Raw genomic sequence first — 15,312 nt, 5'->3', positions numbered from 1 at the left:
ACATAGAGGTGGTCCATACCTTAAAGACCAAGACGACAGGGCAGATGCCCCAGAGGAAAGGAATGCACATGAGTGCAGAAGATATGAACAAGGACCACTTGGACGAGACTCGAGTCATCGATACACAGGCCCAGGATGCGCAGGCACCTGATGCGCATGCAGACAAGACGACCTATGTGAATGTCGCCTATCAGAAGGAAGATGGAACCTACGAAGGTGCTTGGCTTCCCGCTGATGAGGTTGTCTCTCACGAGGCCTCAGCAAAGTCCTCCTGGAAGAAGAAAGCAGTAGCCGCCGGTGCTGCAGCAGCTTTCTTGGTTGCAGGTTTTGGTGCTGGTTGGGCAACGAGTTCGGTTGCCTCTCCCGCTCCCGCGCAGCAATCGCAGGCGGCGCCCGGACAGCCGGGTCAGGGTGGTCCTGGTGGTCAGCAAGGCCAGGGTGGCCCCGGTGGACAGGGTATGCCCGGTGGTCAGAATGGTCAGCAGGGTATGCCTGGCGGTCAGGGTGGCCCCGGCGGTCAGCAAGGCCAGGGTGGTCCTGGTGGTCAGCAAGGCCAGGGCGGCCCCGGTGGACAAGGTATGCCTGGCGGTCAGAATGGTCAGCAGGGTATGCCCGGTGGTCAGGGTGGCCCCGGCGGTCAACAAGGCCAGGGTGGTCCGGGCTCTCAGAACGGATCCTCCAAGAAGGGGTCCGAGAATTCAACTGCAAAGAAGAAGGCGGCAGAGAACTCTTCTCAAAGCTCTGACTCCCAAAACTCTGATTCCTCGTCTAAGTAATGAGGGACTCCCGGTAGGGGTGCTCGACGCTACCATGGCGCCTGGGCGCCCCTACTTCTTTTCGTAGACGAAGGGGGTATCGGGCGGATTAACGGGAGTAATGTTCGTTGCCTTCAGATAGAGGGCTTTCGAATTGCGAACTTCCAAGGTCCCCTGGATGCGAACCCATTGATCTGCCTGCGGCACGAATGAGGTTGTGTTATTTACGGCAAAACCTAAGGCATAAGCATCAGCTGCACAGCACCACATGGTCATTCTGGATAAACCGAAGCTGTCATCCGGACCAAAAGGTGGCATCCCTGCCTCTGAAGAGGCTTTATCTTTTGGCAAGACGAAACCGCTAACCTCGATGGTTTTCCCATCCCATTGATCGGGGTGAGTCACCATATCGATGACGCTCTCGTAGTAATTATTTGTGTCGATCACGCGGTCGGCGTGGAACTGCGCTCCGGAAGAAGAATCTGAAGATGAAGGGACAGGCGCCTGTGAAACAGTGGTCGCTGAGTTCGTTGACCCAAGGAAGTTTGAAGGGGCCAGTGAGAAAGGTAGGGACCAGGCAATGACTGGAATGAGAAGATAAGCCGCATTCGCGCGTGTTCTGTGAGTGTGTTTTTCCTGCCTGCGTGCAAGAAGATCGACGATGGCCCACAAGGCGAAGACAACACACAAGAAAATGATGAGCGGAAGGAAACGAGGCGGGAAGAAGTAGACCCATCGCCTCGAAAGAAAGAGGAACCCTAAGCTCACTGCAGCAAGCACAAATACCAAAGCGCGGGTCCTCACAATGCACCTCCCAAACCCCACCAGGTCAAGATAAAACCTGCCAGTGCAACAACGGCGGTGATGGTTGTGCAGATGCGAAGAGTAAATCGCGTCGAGAACACCGCTGACAACATGAAGACGTTCTTCACATCAAGCATGGGGCCCATGAGCATGAAGGTCATGAGTGCTCCGGGGGGAAGCAAACTTGTCATGCTCCGCGCCACGATCGCATCGGATGATGAACACTGAGAGAGAACAAAAGCCATCAACATTGCGACGGCAATGGAGACATATGAGGAAGTATGTCCCGTGATAAACCCAGCAGGGAGAAGCCCTTGGATGAGGCTGGAGAGTGCTGCTCCGATCAACATATAGGGCACGACGCGCAGGAAGGCTGAGGCAGACGTGGAAGAAAATGAAGAAAAGCGCCCTCGCGTAGCGTGCGCCGCGTGGACTCCGCAACCATGTGAACACTCACAGGAGTCATCCGACTCGCTCTGGCGCAAAACGGTTTTTAGGGATGGCATGCGGATGCTGAGCAAAGTAGCAATTAATGCGGTGCAGATGATGGCTGCCGCCACGCGGAGCGATACCGCTTTCAGTGAAGGGCCAAAGGCATACCACGTTGAAAACAGGACAAGCGGGTTGATGGACGGCGCCGCAAAAAGAATGATGAAAACAGTGCGCGGAGGAACGCCTCGACGGAGCAGCGTGCGTACAAGAGGAACGGTTGAACAATCGCAGACGGGAAGAAGCGCGGAGTAGACGAAAGCAACGAGGCAACCCGCAACGCGGCCTCGTGGGAAGATGCGCGCAAGCTGATGAGGGGAAAGGAAAACCTCGATCGCTGCAGCGATCAGAGAACTGATCGCCAAGAAAGGTAAAGACTGGAGTGTGATCCCCGAAAAGATCGCGATCATGCGGGAAATTGGGATCCCCGCTGCGGTCAATGCCTCTTGAAAGCGGTAGGCGCACACCAAAGCAAGGCACACAAGTGCTGTGACGGCCGTCGAAGGTCGGGAAATGTCCATCTGCCTTCTTCCTTGTTGGGTGGCAGGCTGCGTGCCATTAACTCTATTTACTCTATCGCGATGCTGATCTCATTTTTGTGCTGACAGTGAGATGAACATGCCATGTGTGCATGACTTGCGTAGACTGGAACAGGCGTTGATCCGGCTACATTTGTAGGAATCACCGGGGAGCATTCGGAAGAACGGGCGCGGTGTTGCACAGCGTCCCAGTAGAACCGAACGGGTAAGCCCGTCACAGCTGTTAATGAGCGGCTACGCAGCGCGTAGCAAGCGGGGTGGTACCGCGGGAATCGGCAACGCTGATCCTCGTCCCTGTGGACCTGCGACACAAGGACGAAACATGACGAAGCACGGCTTCTACCCGCGCCATCGCGATGAGCAAGTGGATCCAAGCCCGTCCTTCCCTCAGATGGAAGGACAGACCCTGGCTTTCTGGGCCGCTGATGACACCTTCCGTAAATCCATTACTCGCCGTCCCGCCGGCAAGGGCGGTCAGAACGAATTCGTGTTCTACGACGGCCCGCCTTTTGCAAACGGCCTCCCGCACTACGGTCACCTGCTGACCGGCTACATCAAGGACGTTGTCGGTCGTTACCAGACCATGCTCGGACACCACGTTGAGCGCCGTTTCGGCTGGGATACCCACGGTCTTCCCGCAGAACTTGAAGCACAACGTCAGCTGGGAATCGAAGACGTCACCGAGATCACGCGTCCCGGCGGAATCGGTATCGAGGCCTTCAATGCGGCCTGCCGGTCCTCTGTGCTTCGCTACACCAAGGAATGGGAAGAGTACGTTACTCGTCAGGCCCGTTGGGTGGACTTCGATAACGACTACAAGACCTTGGATATGTCCTACACGGAATCGGTCTTGTGGGCATTCAAGCAGCTCTACGACAAGGGCCTTGCCTACCAGGGTTACCGCGTTCTTCCTTACTGCTGGCATGACCGCACTCCCTTGAGCAACCACGAGCTCAAGATGGACGATGATGTTTATCAGGATCGTACTGATAACACCGTTACCGTCGGTCTGCGCTTGGAAAAGAAACTGCGCGAAGACTCTGAGCGTCCCGAATTGGCACTGATCTGGACGACTACGCCGTGGACCCTTCCCTCGAACGAGGCCATCGCTGTTGGTCCGCAGATCGACTACGTCCTGGTTCAGGTTGCTGCTGATCATGCGGGCAACTTGGCAGGGGAGCGAGTGCTGATTGCGGCAGACCTGGTTTCCGCTTACGCCAAGGAACTGGGTGAGGACCCGCAGGTTGTCGCCACCTACAAGGGACATGAGCTGGTGGGGCTTCACTACCACCCGATCTACGATTTCTTTGATACTCCGGAAAATCGTGCCGAAGGCGCAGCGCCCGGCCCCAACGGTTGGTCGATCATCGCTGCCGACTACGTGACGACCACGGATGGTACCGGTCTGGTCCACCAGGCTCCCGCATTCGGTGAAGACGATATGTGGACCTGCATGGAATACGGAATCGGTGTGGTTCTGCCCATCGACGAGGGCGGTGTTTTCACCTCCGAGGTCCCTGACTACAAGGGCATGCAGATTTTTGATGCGAACCGCTACGTCGTGGCAGACCTGCGCGAGCAGGGCGGACCGATCGCGCGTCGCGCGCCTGAAATTCGCGCCGTGCTGGTTCGCGAAAAGTCCTACGTGCACTCTTACCCGCACTGCTGGCGCTGCCGCAAGCCGCTTATGTACAAGGCTGTGTCTTCCTGGTTCGTTCGCGTGACCGAGATCCGTGATCGCATGGTCGAGCTCAACCAAGAGATCACCTGGACTCCCGCGCACATCAAGGATGGCATCTTCGGCAAGTGGCTGGAGGGCGCTCGCGACTGGTCGATTTCGCGTAACCGCTTCTGGGGTGCGCCGATCCCCGTGTGGGTATCGGACGATCCGCAGTACCCGCGTACCGACGTCTACGGCTCGGTTGCAGAGCTGGAAGCCGACTTCGGCGTGAAGGTCACGGACTTCCACCGTCCCTTCATTGATTCGCTCACCCGCCCGAACCCGGATGATCCGACGGGCAAATCGACCATGCGTCGTATCTCCGATGTGTTCGACTGCTGGTTTGAGTCGGGATCCATGCCCTTCGCGCAGGTTCACTACCCGTTTGAGAACCAGGAGTGGTTCGAAAACCACTACCCGGGCGACTTCATCGTCGAGTACATCGGTCAGACGCGCGGCTGGTTCTACACCCTGCACGTCCTTGCGACCGCGCTCTTCGATCGCCCCGCGTTCCGCTCTTGTGTCTCCCACGGCATCGTCCTTGGCGACGACGGCCTGAAGATGAGCAAGTCCTTGCGTAACTACCCGGACGTGGCCGAGGTCTTCAACAAGTATGGTTCCGATGCCATGCGTTGGTTCCTCATGTCCAGCCCGGTCGTGCGCGGCGGAAACCTCATGGTCAAGGAAGAGTCGATCCGCGATACAGTTCGCCAGGTACTCCTGCCCATTTGGAATACCTACTACTTCTTTACCCTGTACGCCGGTGCGTGCAACGGGGGAGAGGGCTACGAGGCCAAGCGTCTTGATCTGTCGGATCAGGCAGTTGTTGATGGCTTGCCTCAGATGGATCGCTACCTGCTCGCTCACACGCGCTCCTTGGCTGAGGACGTTCGAGGCGCATTGGACGCCTATGACGTTGCTGGTGCTTGCGACGCGATTCGCGACTACCTGGATGTTCTGACGAACTGGTACGTGCGTACTCAGCGTCAGCGTTTCTGGGACGAGGACAGCGCTGCATTCGACGCCCTCTACACCGCTTTGGTGACCCTCATGGAGTTGGCAGCTCCCTTGCTGCCGCTGCTTTCCGAGGAGATCTGGCGCGGCCTGACGGGCGGGGAATCCGTGCACTTGGTGGACTTCCCCGTGATTTCCGAGGCCGTGGCTGACTCTGCGCTTGTCGAGGCCATGGACGAGGTTCGTTCCGTCGTCTCTGCTGCTCACGCACTGCGTAAGACTCACCAGCTGCGCGTGCGTCAGCCCTTGGCGTCCCTGCAGGTTGTCTCAGAGCACCACAAGGAACTGGAGCCCTTCGCGGATCTGATTGCTTCTGAGGTCAATGTCAAGTCTGTGGTGTTTGCTTCTCCGGAGACGTCGGGCCTGCGCGTGCGCACCGAGCTTTCGCTCAACCCGCGTGCCTTCGATCCGGCTTTCCGTAAGCTCACCAGCCAGCTGTTCAAGGCTCAGAAGTCCGGTGAGTGGGAGGTCTTGGGTGATGGGTCATGCCGTTTCGCTTCGGTGGACGTTGATGGCGCTCCCGTGCTGCTGACCGGTGACATGTTCTCGGTGTCTACCTCCGTGGACGCGGCCGAGGGTCAGGTCGCAGATGTTCTGCCGTCGGGTACCTTCGTGGTTCTCGATACTGAGCTGACCCCTGAGCTCGAGGCTGAGGGCTATGCCCGTGACGTCGTGCGCGCGGTTCAGGATGAGCGTAAGAATGCCGGCCTGCACATTGCGGACCGCATCGACCTGACGCTGACGGTTCCCGCCGATCACGTGAGCGATGTCGAGACCTGGAAGGACATGATTGCTTCCGAGACTCTGGCATTGTCCGTGTCGGTTGAGGCCGGCGACAAGCTGGTTGTGAGCGTCGCCAAGCACTGAGTGCTGTCGCTTAAGCGGGCGGGCGGGTCGGGCGAAAGCCCGGCCCGCCCGTTTGTTTGTCCGTGGCTACCTCGATCACATGATGTGCGATCAGCTGTCTGTCGCGGTCATCTCCTGGTAGCGTTTGAAGAGAATCGCGAGGCGCTGTTCGTTCGTTTCCAGGGCCTTGCGCGCCCCGAAAGCTCGGTCAACCACACTATCGAGGACACGGTGGGCCTTGAGCAGGCTGGGGGGCATCGCCATCGGGTTGTACATGTCAACCAGGCTCGCCCCTGGCTGCTCGGCGCGAGCGTCCAAGACACCCTGCCCGGCCGCGATGATCGTGGCGCGCTGCTTGTCGGAGAGCTCGGGTAATGGGAGAGTGTTCCAGACGACCTTATTCGAGAAGCGCAGTCGCGACTCTAGCCTTCCGCCGATTGCCTTTTGCCAAGTAATGAACATTGAAGAACTGATGATAGCGAAAAGGAATCTATCGGGGTCGACTGCGGTAAAGAGCGCGTCGCTCGCAATTGTCTCTTCGTCAAGGTGTGCAACGGTGTAGAAATGTCGTGATTCTGATATGACGCGTGGGATAGCAACAAAAGGAACGGTTGGCTGGTGGTTTTCTTGGAAGAGGTGAGCAGTCTTTGCGCTCTCGTTGGTTGCCTTCTTCCTCGAATTTAGTCTGAACTCTTTGCAAGCGCTAACACGTTCCTTTAGCAGAAGGCTTCGTTGGATATCTCTCGAATCAAAATTGGATCCTGCCATCCACAAACACCAGCGATTTAAGCCATGGAGTAGCTCGCGAGCATTGCTAAAAGGTCGTAAGTACTTGGACGCGATTGGATCTTCAAGGAATTCTCGATAATCCTCCATTTCAACGATGAGATTGCCTCCGTCCGCCGGTTTTGATCCGAAACGTACCTCGGGAAGAATAGGGGAAAGAGGTCTTGTCCGCGCCTCGATAAAAATGTTCGCTCCTTCGATCAAATATGGGCTGATATGTTCGACAGGAGCGACCGCAGGCTGCGACTTGGGAGAAGAATAGGTAAAGAGCAGTGCGGGAGCTTTCTCATGAGGGGCACCCCGGTCGAAGCCTATGATGACGCAGTGGACGGCGGCGGCCCCCGGCGCCTCGGACGTCCATGCGAAAGTCTGGTGCGCGAAACGGATCCTCCAGCTGCCTTCGAGGAGAGGACGGAAGAGAGCAACGACAGGCACTCCTTGTGCGATCGAGTTCGTCGAGACGAAAGCGAAGCGGCCGCCGTTCGGGACGGATTGGAAGTAGTGGGATGCCTTGATGAACCATCCGGTCACGTAGTCGAGGTAGCCGTCGTAGCCATCGCCCCACACGAAGCGCAGGTCATCGGTCTGCTCCTCGGAACGCATGTACTGGCCGATGAAGGGTGGATTGCCGACGATCCTGACGTACGGGGAGGGCGGACACACCTGCGTCCACTCCGTGCGCAGCGCGTTGCCGATCGTGATGTGGGCGGACGCCTTGAGAGGAAGGATCGAGGGAGCCTGGCCGAGAAGCCGCTCCATCTCGCGGTTCGCCTGATGATGGGCCAGGTGCAGGGCCGTCTGGGCGATGCGGGCCGGCCATTCCTCGATCTCGATGCCGAAGAAGTGGTCTAGCTGGACAGTGATGTCGGCGCTTTCTCCCTGGTCATCGAAGAAGATCGTGGCCTGGAACTCGTCGTTATCCTTGCGGGCGAGCTCCAGTTCGCGGATGCGTTTGAGGATCTCCGTGTCTAGGTGGCGCAACTCTCGATAGGCAACGACCAAGAAATTGCCGCAGCCGCATGCCGGATCCATGACTCGTAGCTCGCCGAGCTCTTTGCGCAGGCTCTTGAGCTTGGTCAGATCGTGTGTGTGTTCTGCGAAGCGCTCACGCAGGTCGTCGAGGAAGAGGGGACCCAGCGTCTTGAGAATGTTCGTCTCGCTCGTGTAGTGCTCGCCAAGCTCGCGGCGAGCCTGAGGGGATTTGACCGCTTGGAAGAGGGAACCGAAGACGGCGGGGCTGATGCCGGACCAGTCGAAGGCGCACGCACGCATGAGTTCCTCTCTCATTTCGAGAGAGAAGCTTGGGATGCTGAGGGGCTCCGCGAAGATTCCGCCGTTGACGTAGGGGAATCGGGCTATCAGCTCGTCGAGGGTCGACTGACGCCGCTCGGCGGGTGTGTTCAGCGTCTGATAGAGGAGTGCGAGCTGTGCGCCGAGGTCGCTGCCGTCCTCGCGGGTCCGGGTCTCCAGGAACTCCGCGAACAGGTCGCGTTCCCACAGGCCGGCGTCGTCCCCGTAGAGGCAAAAGAGCGTGCGAATGAGGAAGATGGAGGCCTCGTGATCGCTGTAGCCCGACCCGTCCAGGGCCTCGTAGAGTCCGGCCATGACGCGGGCGGCCCGAATCGACGCCTCCTCCTGCTCGCGCGAACCGACCTGAACCATTCCGTATCCGGCGAGGAACTTCAGGTCGTCGACGTGATCGGGAAGTTGGGCGAGTTCGAACTCCGTGCGCCCTGATTCAATGTCCTCAGCGGTCATCATGTCTTGGTCGAGATCGACGATCCGAATGCGGCGGAAGTCGCTGATGATGAGGAGACGCGGAGTCTCAACGTCAGTGAGGTCGTGGATGTAATCGAGGGCTTGTTCTTCAGCCTTGTCGAGATCTTTCCCTGCAGACTTCATCTCAATTAGGGCTTCTCCGGGAATGAGCGCATCAATATAACCCTGGTGTCCTGTCGAGGAACGTACCGAACGTTTTTCGTACGAAATTGCTTTGCGCTTCGTGATACCGAAACAGGTCATGAGCTCACGCATGAACTCATGCCCCTCCTGTTTTTCGTCGCCAATGCAGTCCCTCCAGTCGTCGGCGAATTTGGCGCAACGCTGTCGGATCTCGTTCAAGGAGAGAGTTGCTGGCATAGCTTTTCCTTAAGATTGTGCAGTCTGAAGTGGGCAGATTACCTAGCTCGGGCATCACTGTCAGAGCAGTCTTGCAAATACACTTATTCTAGCGTTTTGGCAGATGAATCCCAGTACTTTCACTGTTACATGTCTTGTGTAGTGGAGAAAGGTTGGTCGGTCGTCACAACCTGTTATTTAACCGCATCGATAGCTTGTTTTGCGGTCTTCAGGCCAACGCCGGTGCGGTCTCGGTAGGCCTTGACGGCTTCGAGCTTGCGTCCATTGAGCACCAGTGCGCGTTCAGATGGGCTCAGTGCTAGGTCGATGGCTTCTCCGGAGGCTTTTAAGAGCCGTTCGAGATGTGCAACTCGCTCCTTCAAGCGCTCATTTTCTTCGCGCAGCTCGTCGAACTTGCGTGCATCCCCAATCCAGATACCCATGTGTGCCCTCCTTTGGGCTGTGTCTTTGTAATAGGGGCGATTCTATCAATGAGCTTATCCGCAAGAAAGGCGTCATTGTGTGCCAGATAACAGAGTTATAACGTTTTATGAAAACGTTTTAACTCGCCTCAGTTCACGCGCTACAGTATCGACATGGCCTCACGGGTCCGACTTGTTGACGTTGCACGAAACGCTGGAGTTTCACCGACTACCGCTTCACTCATCCTCAGCGGTAGTCGAGCAGACGCGTTCACTTCTGCGACCCAAAAGAAGGTTCACGAGGCCGCTCGAAGCCTCGGTTACACTCGTTCAATCCTTGGCTCCTCCTTGAAGTCCGGCGCCACGCGCACCATCTGCTTCTTCTACACCCCTCCCATGGACCGCTTCGTCGAGCGATTCCAACTACATGCGAGTGCACGCCTCGAAGAAGAAAACCTCCATCTGGTATCGATCCCGGTGCGTGTCGGTGATGAGCAACAGATCGTCAACGCATTGTCGTGCGGCCTCTACGACAGCGCCTGCCTCGCCTGCAATCCAACTAGCGCCGAGGCCTTAATGGATTTGCTCCCCACACCGCCTATTCCCATCATGATCTTTGGCACCCTTCCTCCAACGCCCTCCTATATCGGGGTAACCATTGACGAAACCGCGGGGATCACGCAGGCTCTCAGTGGCCTCGTCAATGGGGGAGCAAAGAAGATCGCCTACCTCACGCAGCGCCGAAGCGCCGAAGAACTCGAAAACGAACCGCGCTGGCACGCCTACACGAAATTCCTCAGCGATTCACACCTGGGTACTCCTCAAGTTTTGGCGTACACGGAGGGGAGCATTCCCTCTGCTTTCCAGTGCGCCACCACGATTTTCACCGGTCGGGACGACCTTCCCGATGCGGTGTATTGCGATTCCGACCGAGTTGCCATTGGCGCAGTCCTTGCAGCGACTCAATGCGGAATCGCAATTCCCGATGACCTCCAAATCATCGGCACAGGCGCCTCCGTCGATGGCGGCGACCTTCACCCCGCACTGTCCACAATTGGCCTCGACAACCAAGACCTGGATAGCGCGGTCACCTTACTGTCCACACTCAGCGGTGAAGAACCGGAGTCGACAACGCTGACCCTTCGGTGGCACTACATGCCCCGAGGGACGACGCACTAAACGAGAAAGAACATAAGGAGCGCAACGATGCGACACAGCTCTTCTAAGCGGCTCAGCCGCACTCTGTCGGTATGCGCGGCTTTTGCCATGGCCGCTTCTCTTGCCGCGTGTTCAACTCCCGGCGGAGTTGGACAACAGTCCTCTGGTTCCTCGAGTGATTCCTCGCAGTCGCTGGGAATTCAGGGCGATCGCACCGGTAAAGAAATCCTGATCTATATGTCGGCAGGCCGCGATTACAAGGCCTACACCGACACCTTCGCAGCTTTTGAGAAGGAACACAACGTCAAGATCAACGTCCAGTACTACCAGTGGGGCGACCTACAGCAAAAGCTCACCGCCGACTTCCTCTCCGGCCAGACTCCTGACCTCGTCGAAGAAAACGGCGGCTGGTGGTCCACTCGCTGGGGCGCAGACGGCAACATCATGTCCCTTGATCCCTTCCTTCAGAAGGAATCCGGATTCCTCGATGACTTCGTCGAATCAGGCCTTGCAAACCGTCAGGCCGATGGCAAGACCTACGGCATTCCTCTCCACGTGACCATGGGTGGCCTCGTCTTCGGAAACAAGGAAATGATGGATAAGGCCGGCGTGACCATGCCCAAGACCTGGGATGAACTGCGCGAAGCCTCCAAGAAGATCCAGGAATCCGGCGTTGAGTACGGTCTGGCACTCAACAACGACGCCTCCTACACCGTCCCCTTCCTCATGCAGGCCGGAGTCACCTTCACCAAGGATGGCAACGAGCCCATGACTCCCGCAGCCAAGGCAACCGAAGCCATGCAGTTCCAGCACGACCTGATCTACAAGGACAAGCTGGCCCCGGTCCCCGTCGCCTCGAATGACTACGCCGCACCGCGTAAGGTCTTCACCTCCAAGCGAGCAGGCTTCATTCTCACCGGCCCCTGGGATATCGCAGCAGTGCGCAAGGAAGATCCGAACTTCCCGCTGACCGTTGGTGAACCCCTCAAGGGCGATGTCCAGAAGACCTACCTGGCTGGCTCGGGCATGATGATCCCCTCGAAGTCGCAGAACGCAGAGCTCGCATGGCAGCTCATCAAGGACATGACCAGCCTCAAGGTCCAAGAAGCCGTCACCGCTGAGACCGGAATGGCAATGTCGCGTAAGTCGTGGGCGAACTCTGACGTTGTGAAGAACGACCCGATTCTCTCCGTCGTCGCTAAGTCGCGTGAATTTGCCGCGACCCCCGACAAGGCATTCTGGGGTAACGAAAACGCCGCGAAGATCGCCGATGCACGCAAGGTCATGTACGAGGAGATCATCCTCAACGGAAAGGACCCGGCTGCTCAGGTCCAGACCTACGAGACCACGGTTGCTGGACTTCTGAAGCAGTAACTCATGTCCGTCTCGACTCGGAACCGGGGGCGTCGGGGAGGGATGCGCGCACGCCAAGCACGTACCGCGTATCTCTTCCTGACCCCCGCGGTCATCTACTTCATTCTCTTCATGTTCTGGCCGCTGATCCAGGAATTTCAGCTGTCCTTCACGCGCGGCTTTACAACGCTGCGCCCCGTGGGATGGAAGAACTATTCCTCGATCATTCGTGACCCCGAAGTCCAACACGCCTTTGGAATCACCCTGATCTATGCGGCCTCGGCACTGATTTTGGGTGCGTGCGTTGGCTTGCTCCTTGCTCTCATCCTCAACCAGAAATTCCGTGGGCGCACCCTTGCGCGCACGATGATCCTGACCCCATATATGACCTCGGTGGCCATCGTTGGCTTGATGTGGCGCAATATCTTGGACCCGACGACGGGTATCTTGAACTCGGTGCTCTCCAGCCTGCACCTTCCCACCCAGCAGTGGCTCACCACCGCACCGCTGGCAACCCTTGTCGGGATTACCGTGTGGCAAGAAGCCGGCTACTTCATGCTTCTTTTCCTGGCTGGCTTGCAGGGCATCGATCCTCAGATTTACGAGGCCGCGCGCCTCGATGGTGCATCCCCTTGGAAGCGTTTCTGGTCCTTGACCCTTCCACTCCTTGCCCCGACAACACTCTTTGTCGGTCTGGTCGGAATGATTTCAACCCTCCAGCAATTCGGCCTACCGTACTTGGTGACCAATGGCGGGCCCGGAAACGCCACGAGCTTGTACGTCTACCAGGTCTACCGTGAGACCTTCCAGAGTGGAAACTTGGGCTACGCATCTGCCATGAGCTTCGCCTTCTTGGCAGTCATTATGGTTTTGTCCCTGATCCAGATTCGGACGGGACGAAGGAAAGAGGCACTATGATGTGCGTACCAACCCCGCCCCCGGCCTCGGCAGTCATCAAAAAGAAGAAGAGCATCGCTGACGAAGAGCTCTTCCCGGGTGCGCGCCTACTTTCGCTGATTTTCATTTGGATTGCCGCCGCGATCGCTGTTGCCCCGCTGCTGTACATGATCTCTTTGGCTTTCCAATCCGATGCGGAAGTTTCCGGTGGATCAGCGGTCTTGATCCCCGCGAAGTGGCAATGGGAGAACATCGGAAGGCTCTTTGCAGCCGCCCCCTTTGGTCGTTTCCTCTTCAACTCGATCCTGGTCGCCGGGCTGATCACCTGCTCGCACATCGTTTTCGCTCCGCTGGTCGGATACGTTTTTGCGAAGTTTGATTTCCCGGGCAAACAGGTCTTCTTCATTGCGATCTTGTCGACCATGATGATCCCGCTCTTCGTGCGTATGATCCCGCTCTACGTGTGGTTCTCGCAGATCGGATGGCTTGATACCTATCAGGGTCTGGTCATGCCATTCCTCATGAGCGCTTTCTCGATCTTCCTCATGCGCCAGTTCATTGCGGGCGTGCCCGACTCTTTGATCGAGGCGGCCCGCGTGGACGGGGCAAATGAGCTACGGATCTACCGTTCGATTGTCCTCCCGCAGTGCAAACCCGCACTGACGGTCCTGGGGTTGTTCACCTTCGTTTTCCAGATGAATGAATTCTTGTGGCCCTTGATTGCGACCAGCTCGCTGGAGATGCGAACAATTACCATTGGACTATCAATCTTTAAGAGTGAATCTTTCACCGCTTGGAACCTGACGGCAATGGGATCTCTCATGCTGTTTATCCCCGTGTGCTTGCTCTTCGTCCTCACGCAGAAGCACATCGTTCAGGGCATCGCGATGACGGGTATCAAGTAGGAGTTACCGTGAGTGAGAACCATCCGAATATCGTCCTCATTGCCGTTGATCAATGGAGGGGGGATTGCCTGTCGATTCTGGGACACCCCGACGTGCGTACCCCCTATCTTGATCAGCTAGCTGGGGGAGGAGCTCAGATGACGCAGGCCTATGCGGCTTGCCCCACCTGTGTTCCTTCTCGGATGGGACTCATGACCGGGACCGCACCAACGACGCACCGCCGGATCGGCTATCAGGATGGAATTACTTTCGATATGCCGGTTACGCTCCCCGGGGCACTTCGCGATGCAGGGTACCAAACCCAAGCAATTGGTAAGATGCACTATTGGCCCGAGCGCGGTCGCATTGGTTTTGATGATGTCATTTTGCACGATGGCTATCTTCACTACTCGCGTCACCGCGAGCGCGATTCGCGGATGTACGACGACTACCTGACGTGGTTGCGTGAGCAAGAGGGCGCGGGTGCCGCGGAGGACTACATCGATAATGGCCTCGAATGTAATTCGATGGTTGCGCGTCCCTGGGATAAGGCGGAAAAACTGCACCCCACGAATTGGGTCGTCACCGAGGCAACGCAGTGGCTCTACCGGCGCGACCCCACCTGTCCATTCTTCCTCTACCTGTCCTTCCACCGTCCGCACGCTCCACTCGACCCGCCCAAGTGGGCTTTCGATAGCTACGACCAGGACGAACTCACTCTTCCGGGCGAGGACAATTGGTCGGATGAATTGATGAGCGAAGAGAGACGGGATTGGGATCCGACCGCCCTCGCTGCTCACTATCGTGAGCGGGACGTGAGGCTTGCGCGCGCCGGCTACTACGGGCACATGACCCACATTGATTCCCAGATTTCCAGGTTTATTCAGACGCTAGGGGAGTTTGGACTGGCTGAAAATACGGTGATCGCTTTCGTCTCCGATCACGGGGATATGATGGGCGATCACGGACTGTGGCGAAAAGGTTACCCTTACGAGGCTTCCTCACACGTTCCCTTCATCTTGTATGGTGCTGGGATCGCTCCCGGAGCGCGCGTGGATAGCGTGGTTGAGATCCGCGACGTAATGCCAACCCTGCTGGACGTTGCGGGAGTTGAGATCCCCGAGGAAGTTGAGGGGCGCTCAGTCCTCCCCTTGATTGCCGAGGCCGATGGTGAGGTTCCGTGGAGAGAGTACCTTCACGGGGAGCATTACTTATTCGATCAATCGATTCAGTGGATTCGTTTCGGAGCCTACAAGTACGTGTGGTTCTCCGGTTGGGGAGTCGAACAGCTCTTCAACATCGATGAAGACCCCGAGGAATTGGTCGATCTGTGCAAACTTTCCGCTGATGCGCGAAGCAGCGAAGTCAGCGATGCGCTTCTTCGTGGAAGAAACTATCTGATCGCGGAACTTGAAGGACGCGAAGAAGGATATGTGTCTGAGGGAGGTTTAGTTCCCGGACGTGAGGCCGTGAAGGTCCTGACGCATTCCTATCCGCTTCGCGAAGAGGCACGTTAGGTCTGGAGCA

11 protein-coding genes are annotated in these 15,312 nt (G+C 57.4%); 7 read left to right on the top strand and 4 right to left on the bottom strand.

What is annotated here, in order from left to right; all coding sequences use genetic code 11:
* The first annotated feature begins 68 nt into the window (after window positions 1-68).
* Window positions 69-776 (top strand): hypothetical protein, encoded by a 708-nt coding sequence (locus KHW85_RS02215; protein WP_291458627.1) that lies wholly within the window; start codon window positions 69-71, stop codon window positions 774-776.
* Between the two features lie 51 nt (window positions 777-827).
* Here the strand turns inward: KHW85_RS02215 and KHW85_RS02210 are convergent, their stop codons facing one another.
* Together KHW85_RS02210 and KHW85_RS02205 are read right to left on the bottom strand one after the other, a co-directional pair.
* Complete coding sequence (locus KHW85_RS02210) at window positions 828-1,559, bottom strand: TIGR03943 family protein (RefSeq protein WP_291457393.1); 732 nt, start codon at window positions 1,557-1,559, stop codon at window positions 828-830.
* Entirely contained in the window at window positions 1,556-2,569 is a 1,014-nt protein-coding gene (locus KHW85_RS02205) for a permease (RefSeq protein WP_291458626.1), read from the bottom strand. Before KHW85_RS02205 ends, KHW85_RS02210 begins: the two co-directional genes overlap by 4 nt.
* A gap of 340 nt (window positions 2,570-2,909) precedes the next feature.
* Here KHW85_RS02205 and ileS point away from each other — a divergent pair, with 340 nt between their 5' ends.
* Entirely contained in the window at window positions 2,910-6,188 is a 3,279-nt protein-coding gene (gene ileS / locus KHW85_RS02200; protein ID WP_291458625.1) for an isoleucine--tRNA ligase, read from the top strand.
* 90 nt (window positions 6,189-6,278) lie between these two features.
* Here the strand turns inward: ileS and KHW85_RS02195 are convergent, their stop codons facing one another.
* Both KHW85_RS02195 and KHW85_RS02190 read right to left on the bottom strand, forming a co-directional pair.
* Window positions 6,279-9,092 (bottom strand): DNA methyltransferase, encoded by a 2,814-nt coding sequence (locus tag KHW85_RS02195; RefSeq protein ID WP_291458624.1) that lies wholly within the window; start codon window positions 9,090-9,092, stop codon window positions 6,279-6,281.
* A 173-nt stretch (window positions 9,093-9,265) separates the two neighbouring features.
* A complete protein-coding gene (locus KHW85_RS02190) occupies window positions 9,266-9,514 on the bottom strand; it encodes a hypothetical protein (RefSeq protein WP_291458623.1) in 249 nt (82 codons plus the stop codon).
* 153 nt (window positions 9,515-9,667) lie between these two features.
* Between KHW85_RS02190 and KHW85_RS02185 the strand changes: the two genes are divergently transcribed.
* Genes KHW85_RS02185 through KHW85_RS02165 form a run of 5 tightly spaced genes read left to right on the top strand, consistent with a single transcriptional unit; the run spans window position 9,668 to window position 15,302 of the window.
* Window positions 9,668-10,672 carry a LacI family DNA-binding transcriptional regulator gene (locus KHW85_RS02185; RefSeq protein WP_291458622.1) on the top strand — a complete coding sequence of 335 codons (1,005 nt, stop codon included), beginning with the start codon at window positions 9,668-9,670 and terminating at the stop codon, window positions 10,670-10,672.
* Between the two features lie 27 nt (window positions 10,673-10,699).
* A complete protein-coding gene (locus KHW85_RS02180) occupies window positions 10,700-12,025 on the top strand; it encodes a sugar ABC transporter substrate-binding protein (protein ID WP_291458621.1) in 1,326 nt (441 codons plus the stop codon).
* 3 nt (window positions 12,026-12,028) lie between these two features.
* Window positions 12,029-12,922, top strand: coding sequence for a sugar ABC transporter permease (locus tag KHW85_RS02175; RefSeq protein WP_291458620.1), 894 nt, complete (start codon window positions 12,029-12,031; stop codon window positions 12,920-12,922).
* Window positions 12,919-13,806 carry a carbohydrate ABC transporter permease gene (locus KHW85_RS02170; protein ID WP_291458619.1) on the top strand — a complete coding sequence of 296 codons (888 nt, stop codon included), beginning with the start codon at window positions 12,919-12,921 and terminating at the stop codon, window positions 13,804-13,806. Before KHW85_RS02175 ends, KHW85_RS02170 begins: the two co-directional genes overlap by 4 nt.
* 8 nt (window positions 13,807-13,814) lie before the next feature.
* Entirely contained in the window at window positions 13,815-15,302 is a 1,488-nt protein-coding gene (locus KHW85_RS02165; RefSeq protein ID WP_291458618.1) for an arylsulfatase, read from the top strand.
* The last annotated feature ends 10 nt before the right edge of the window (window positions 15,303-15,312 follow it).

It is taken from the genome of Actinomyces sp. oral taxon 181 (genome assembly GCF_018370895.1).
In the GTDB taxonomy this organism is placed as follows: Bacteria; Actinomycetota; Actinomycetes; order Actinomycetales; family Actinomycetaceae; genus Pauljensenia.
The sequence above is the reverse complement of the archived record's forward strand: the minus strand, read 5'-3'. Positions and strand labels throughout refer to the sequence as shown.

What these genes read in the sequence shown, in the direction of transcription:
- KHW85_RS02215 (WP_291458627.1), top strand. Translation starts at nt 69, where the DNA reads ATGAGTGCAGAAGATATGAACAAGGACCACTTGGACGAGACTCGAGTC.
- KHW85_RS02205 (WP_291458626.1), bottom strand. Translation starts at nt 2,569, where the DNA reads ATGGACATTTCCCGACCTTCGACGGCCGTCACAGCACTTGTGTGCCTT.
- ileS (WP_291458625.1), top strand. Translation starts at nt 2,910, where the DNA reads ATGACGAAGCACGGCTTCTACCCGCGCCATCGCGATGAGCAAGTGGAT.
- KHW85_RS02195 (WP_291458624.1), bottom strand. Translation starts at nt 9,092, where the DNA reads ATGCCAGCAACTCTCTCCTTGAACGAGATCCGACAGCGTTGCGCCAAA.
- KHW85_RS02190 (WP_291458623.1), bottom strand. Translation starts at nt 9,514, where the DNA reads ATGGGTATCTGGATTGGGGATGCACGCAAGTTCGACGAGCTGCGCGAA.
- KHW85_RS02185 (WP_291458622.1), top strand. Translation starts at nt 9,668, where the DNA reads ATGGCCTCACGGGTCCGACTTGTTGACGTTGCACGAAACGCTGGAGTT.
- KHW85_RS02180 (WP_291458621.1), top strand. Translation starts at nt 10,700, where the DNA reads ATGCGACACAGCTCTTCTAAGCGGCTCAGCCGCACTCTGTCGGTATGC.
- KHW85_RS02175 (WP_291458620.1), top strand. Translation starts at nt 12,029, where the DNA reads ATGTCCGTCTCGACTCGGAACCGGGGGCGTCGGGGAGGGATGCGCGCA.
- KHW85_RS02170 (WP_291458619.1), top strand. Translation starts at nt 12,919, where the DNA reads ATGATGTGCGTACCAACCCCGCCCCCGGCCTCGGCAGTCATCAAAAAG.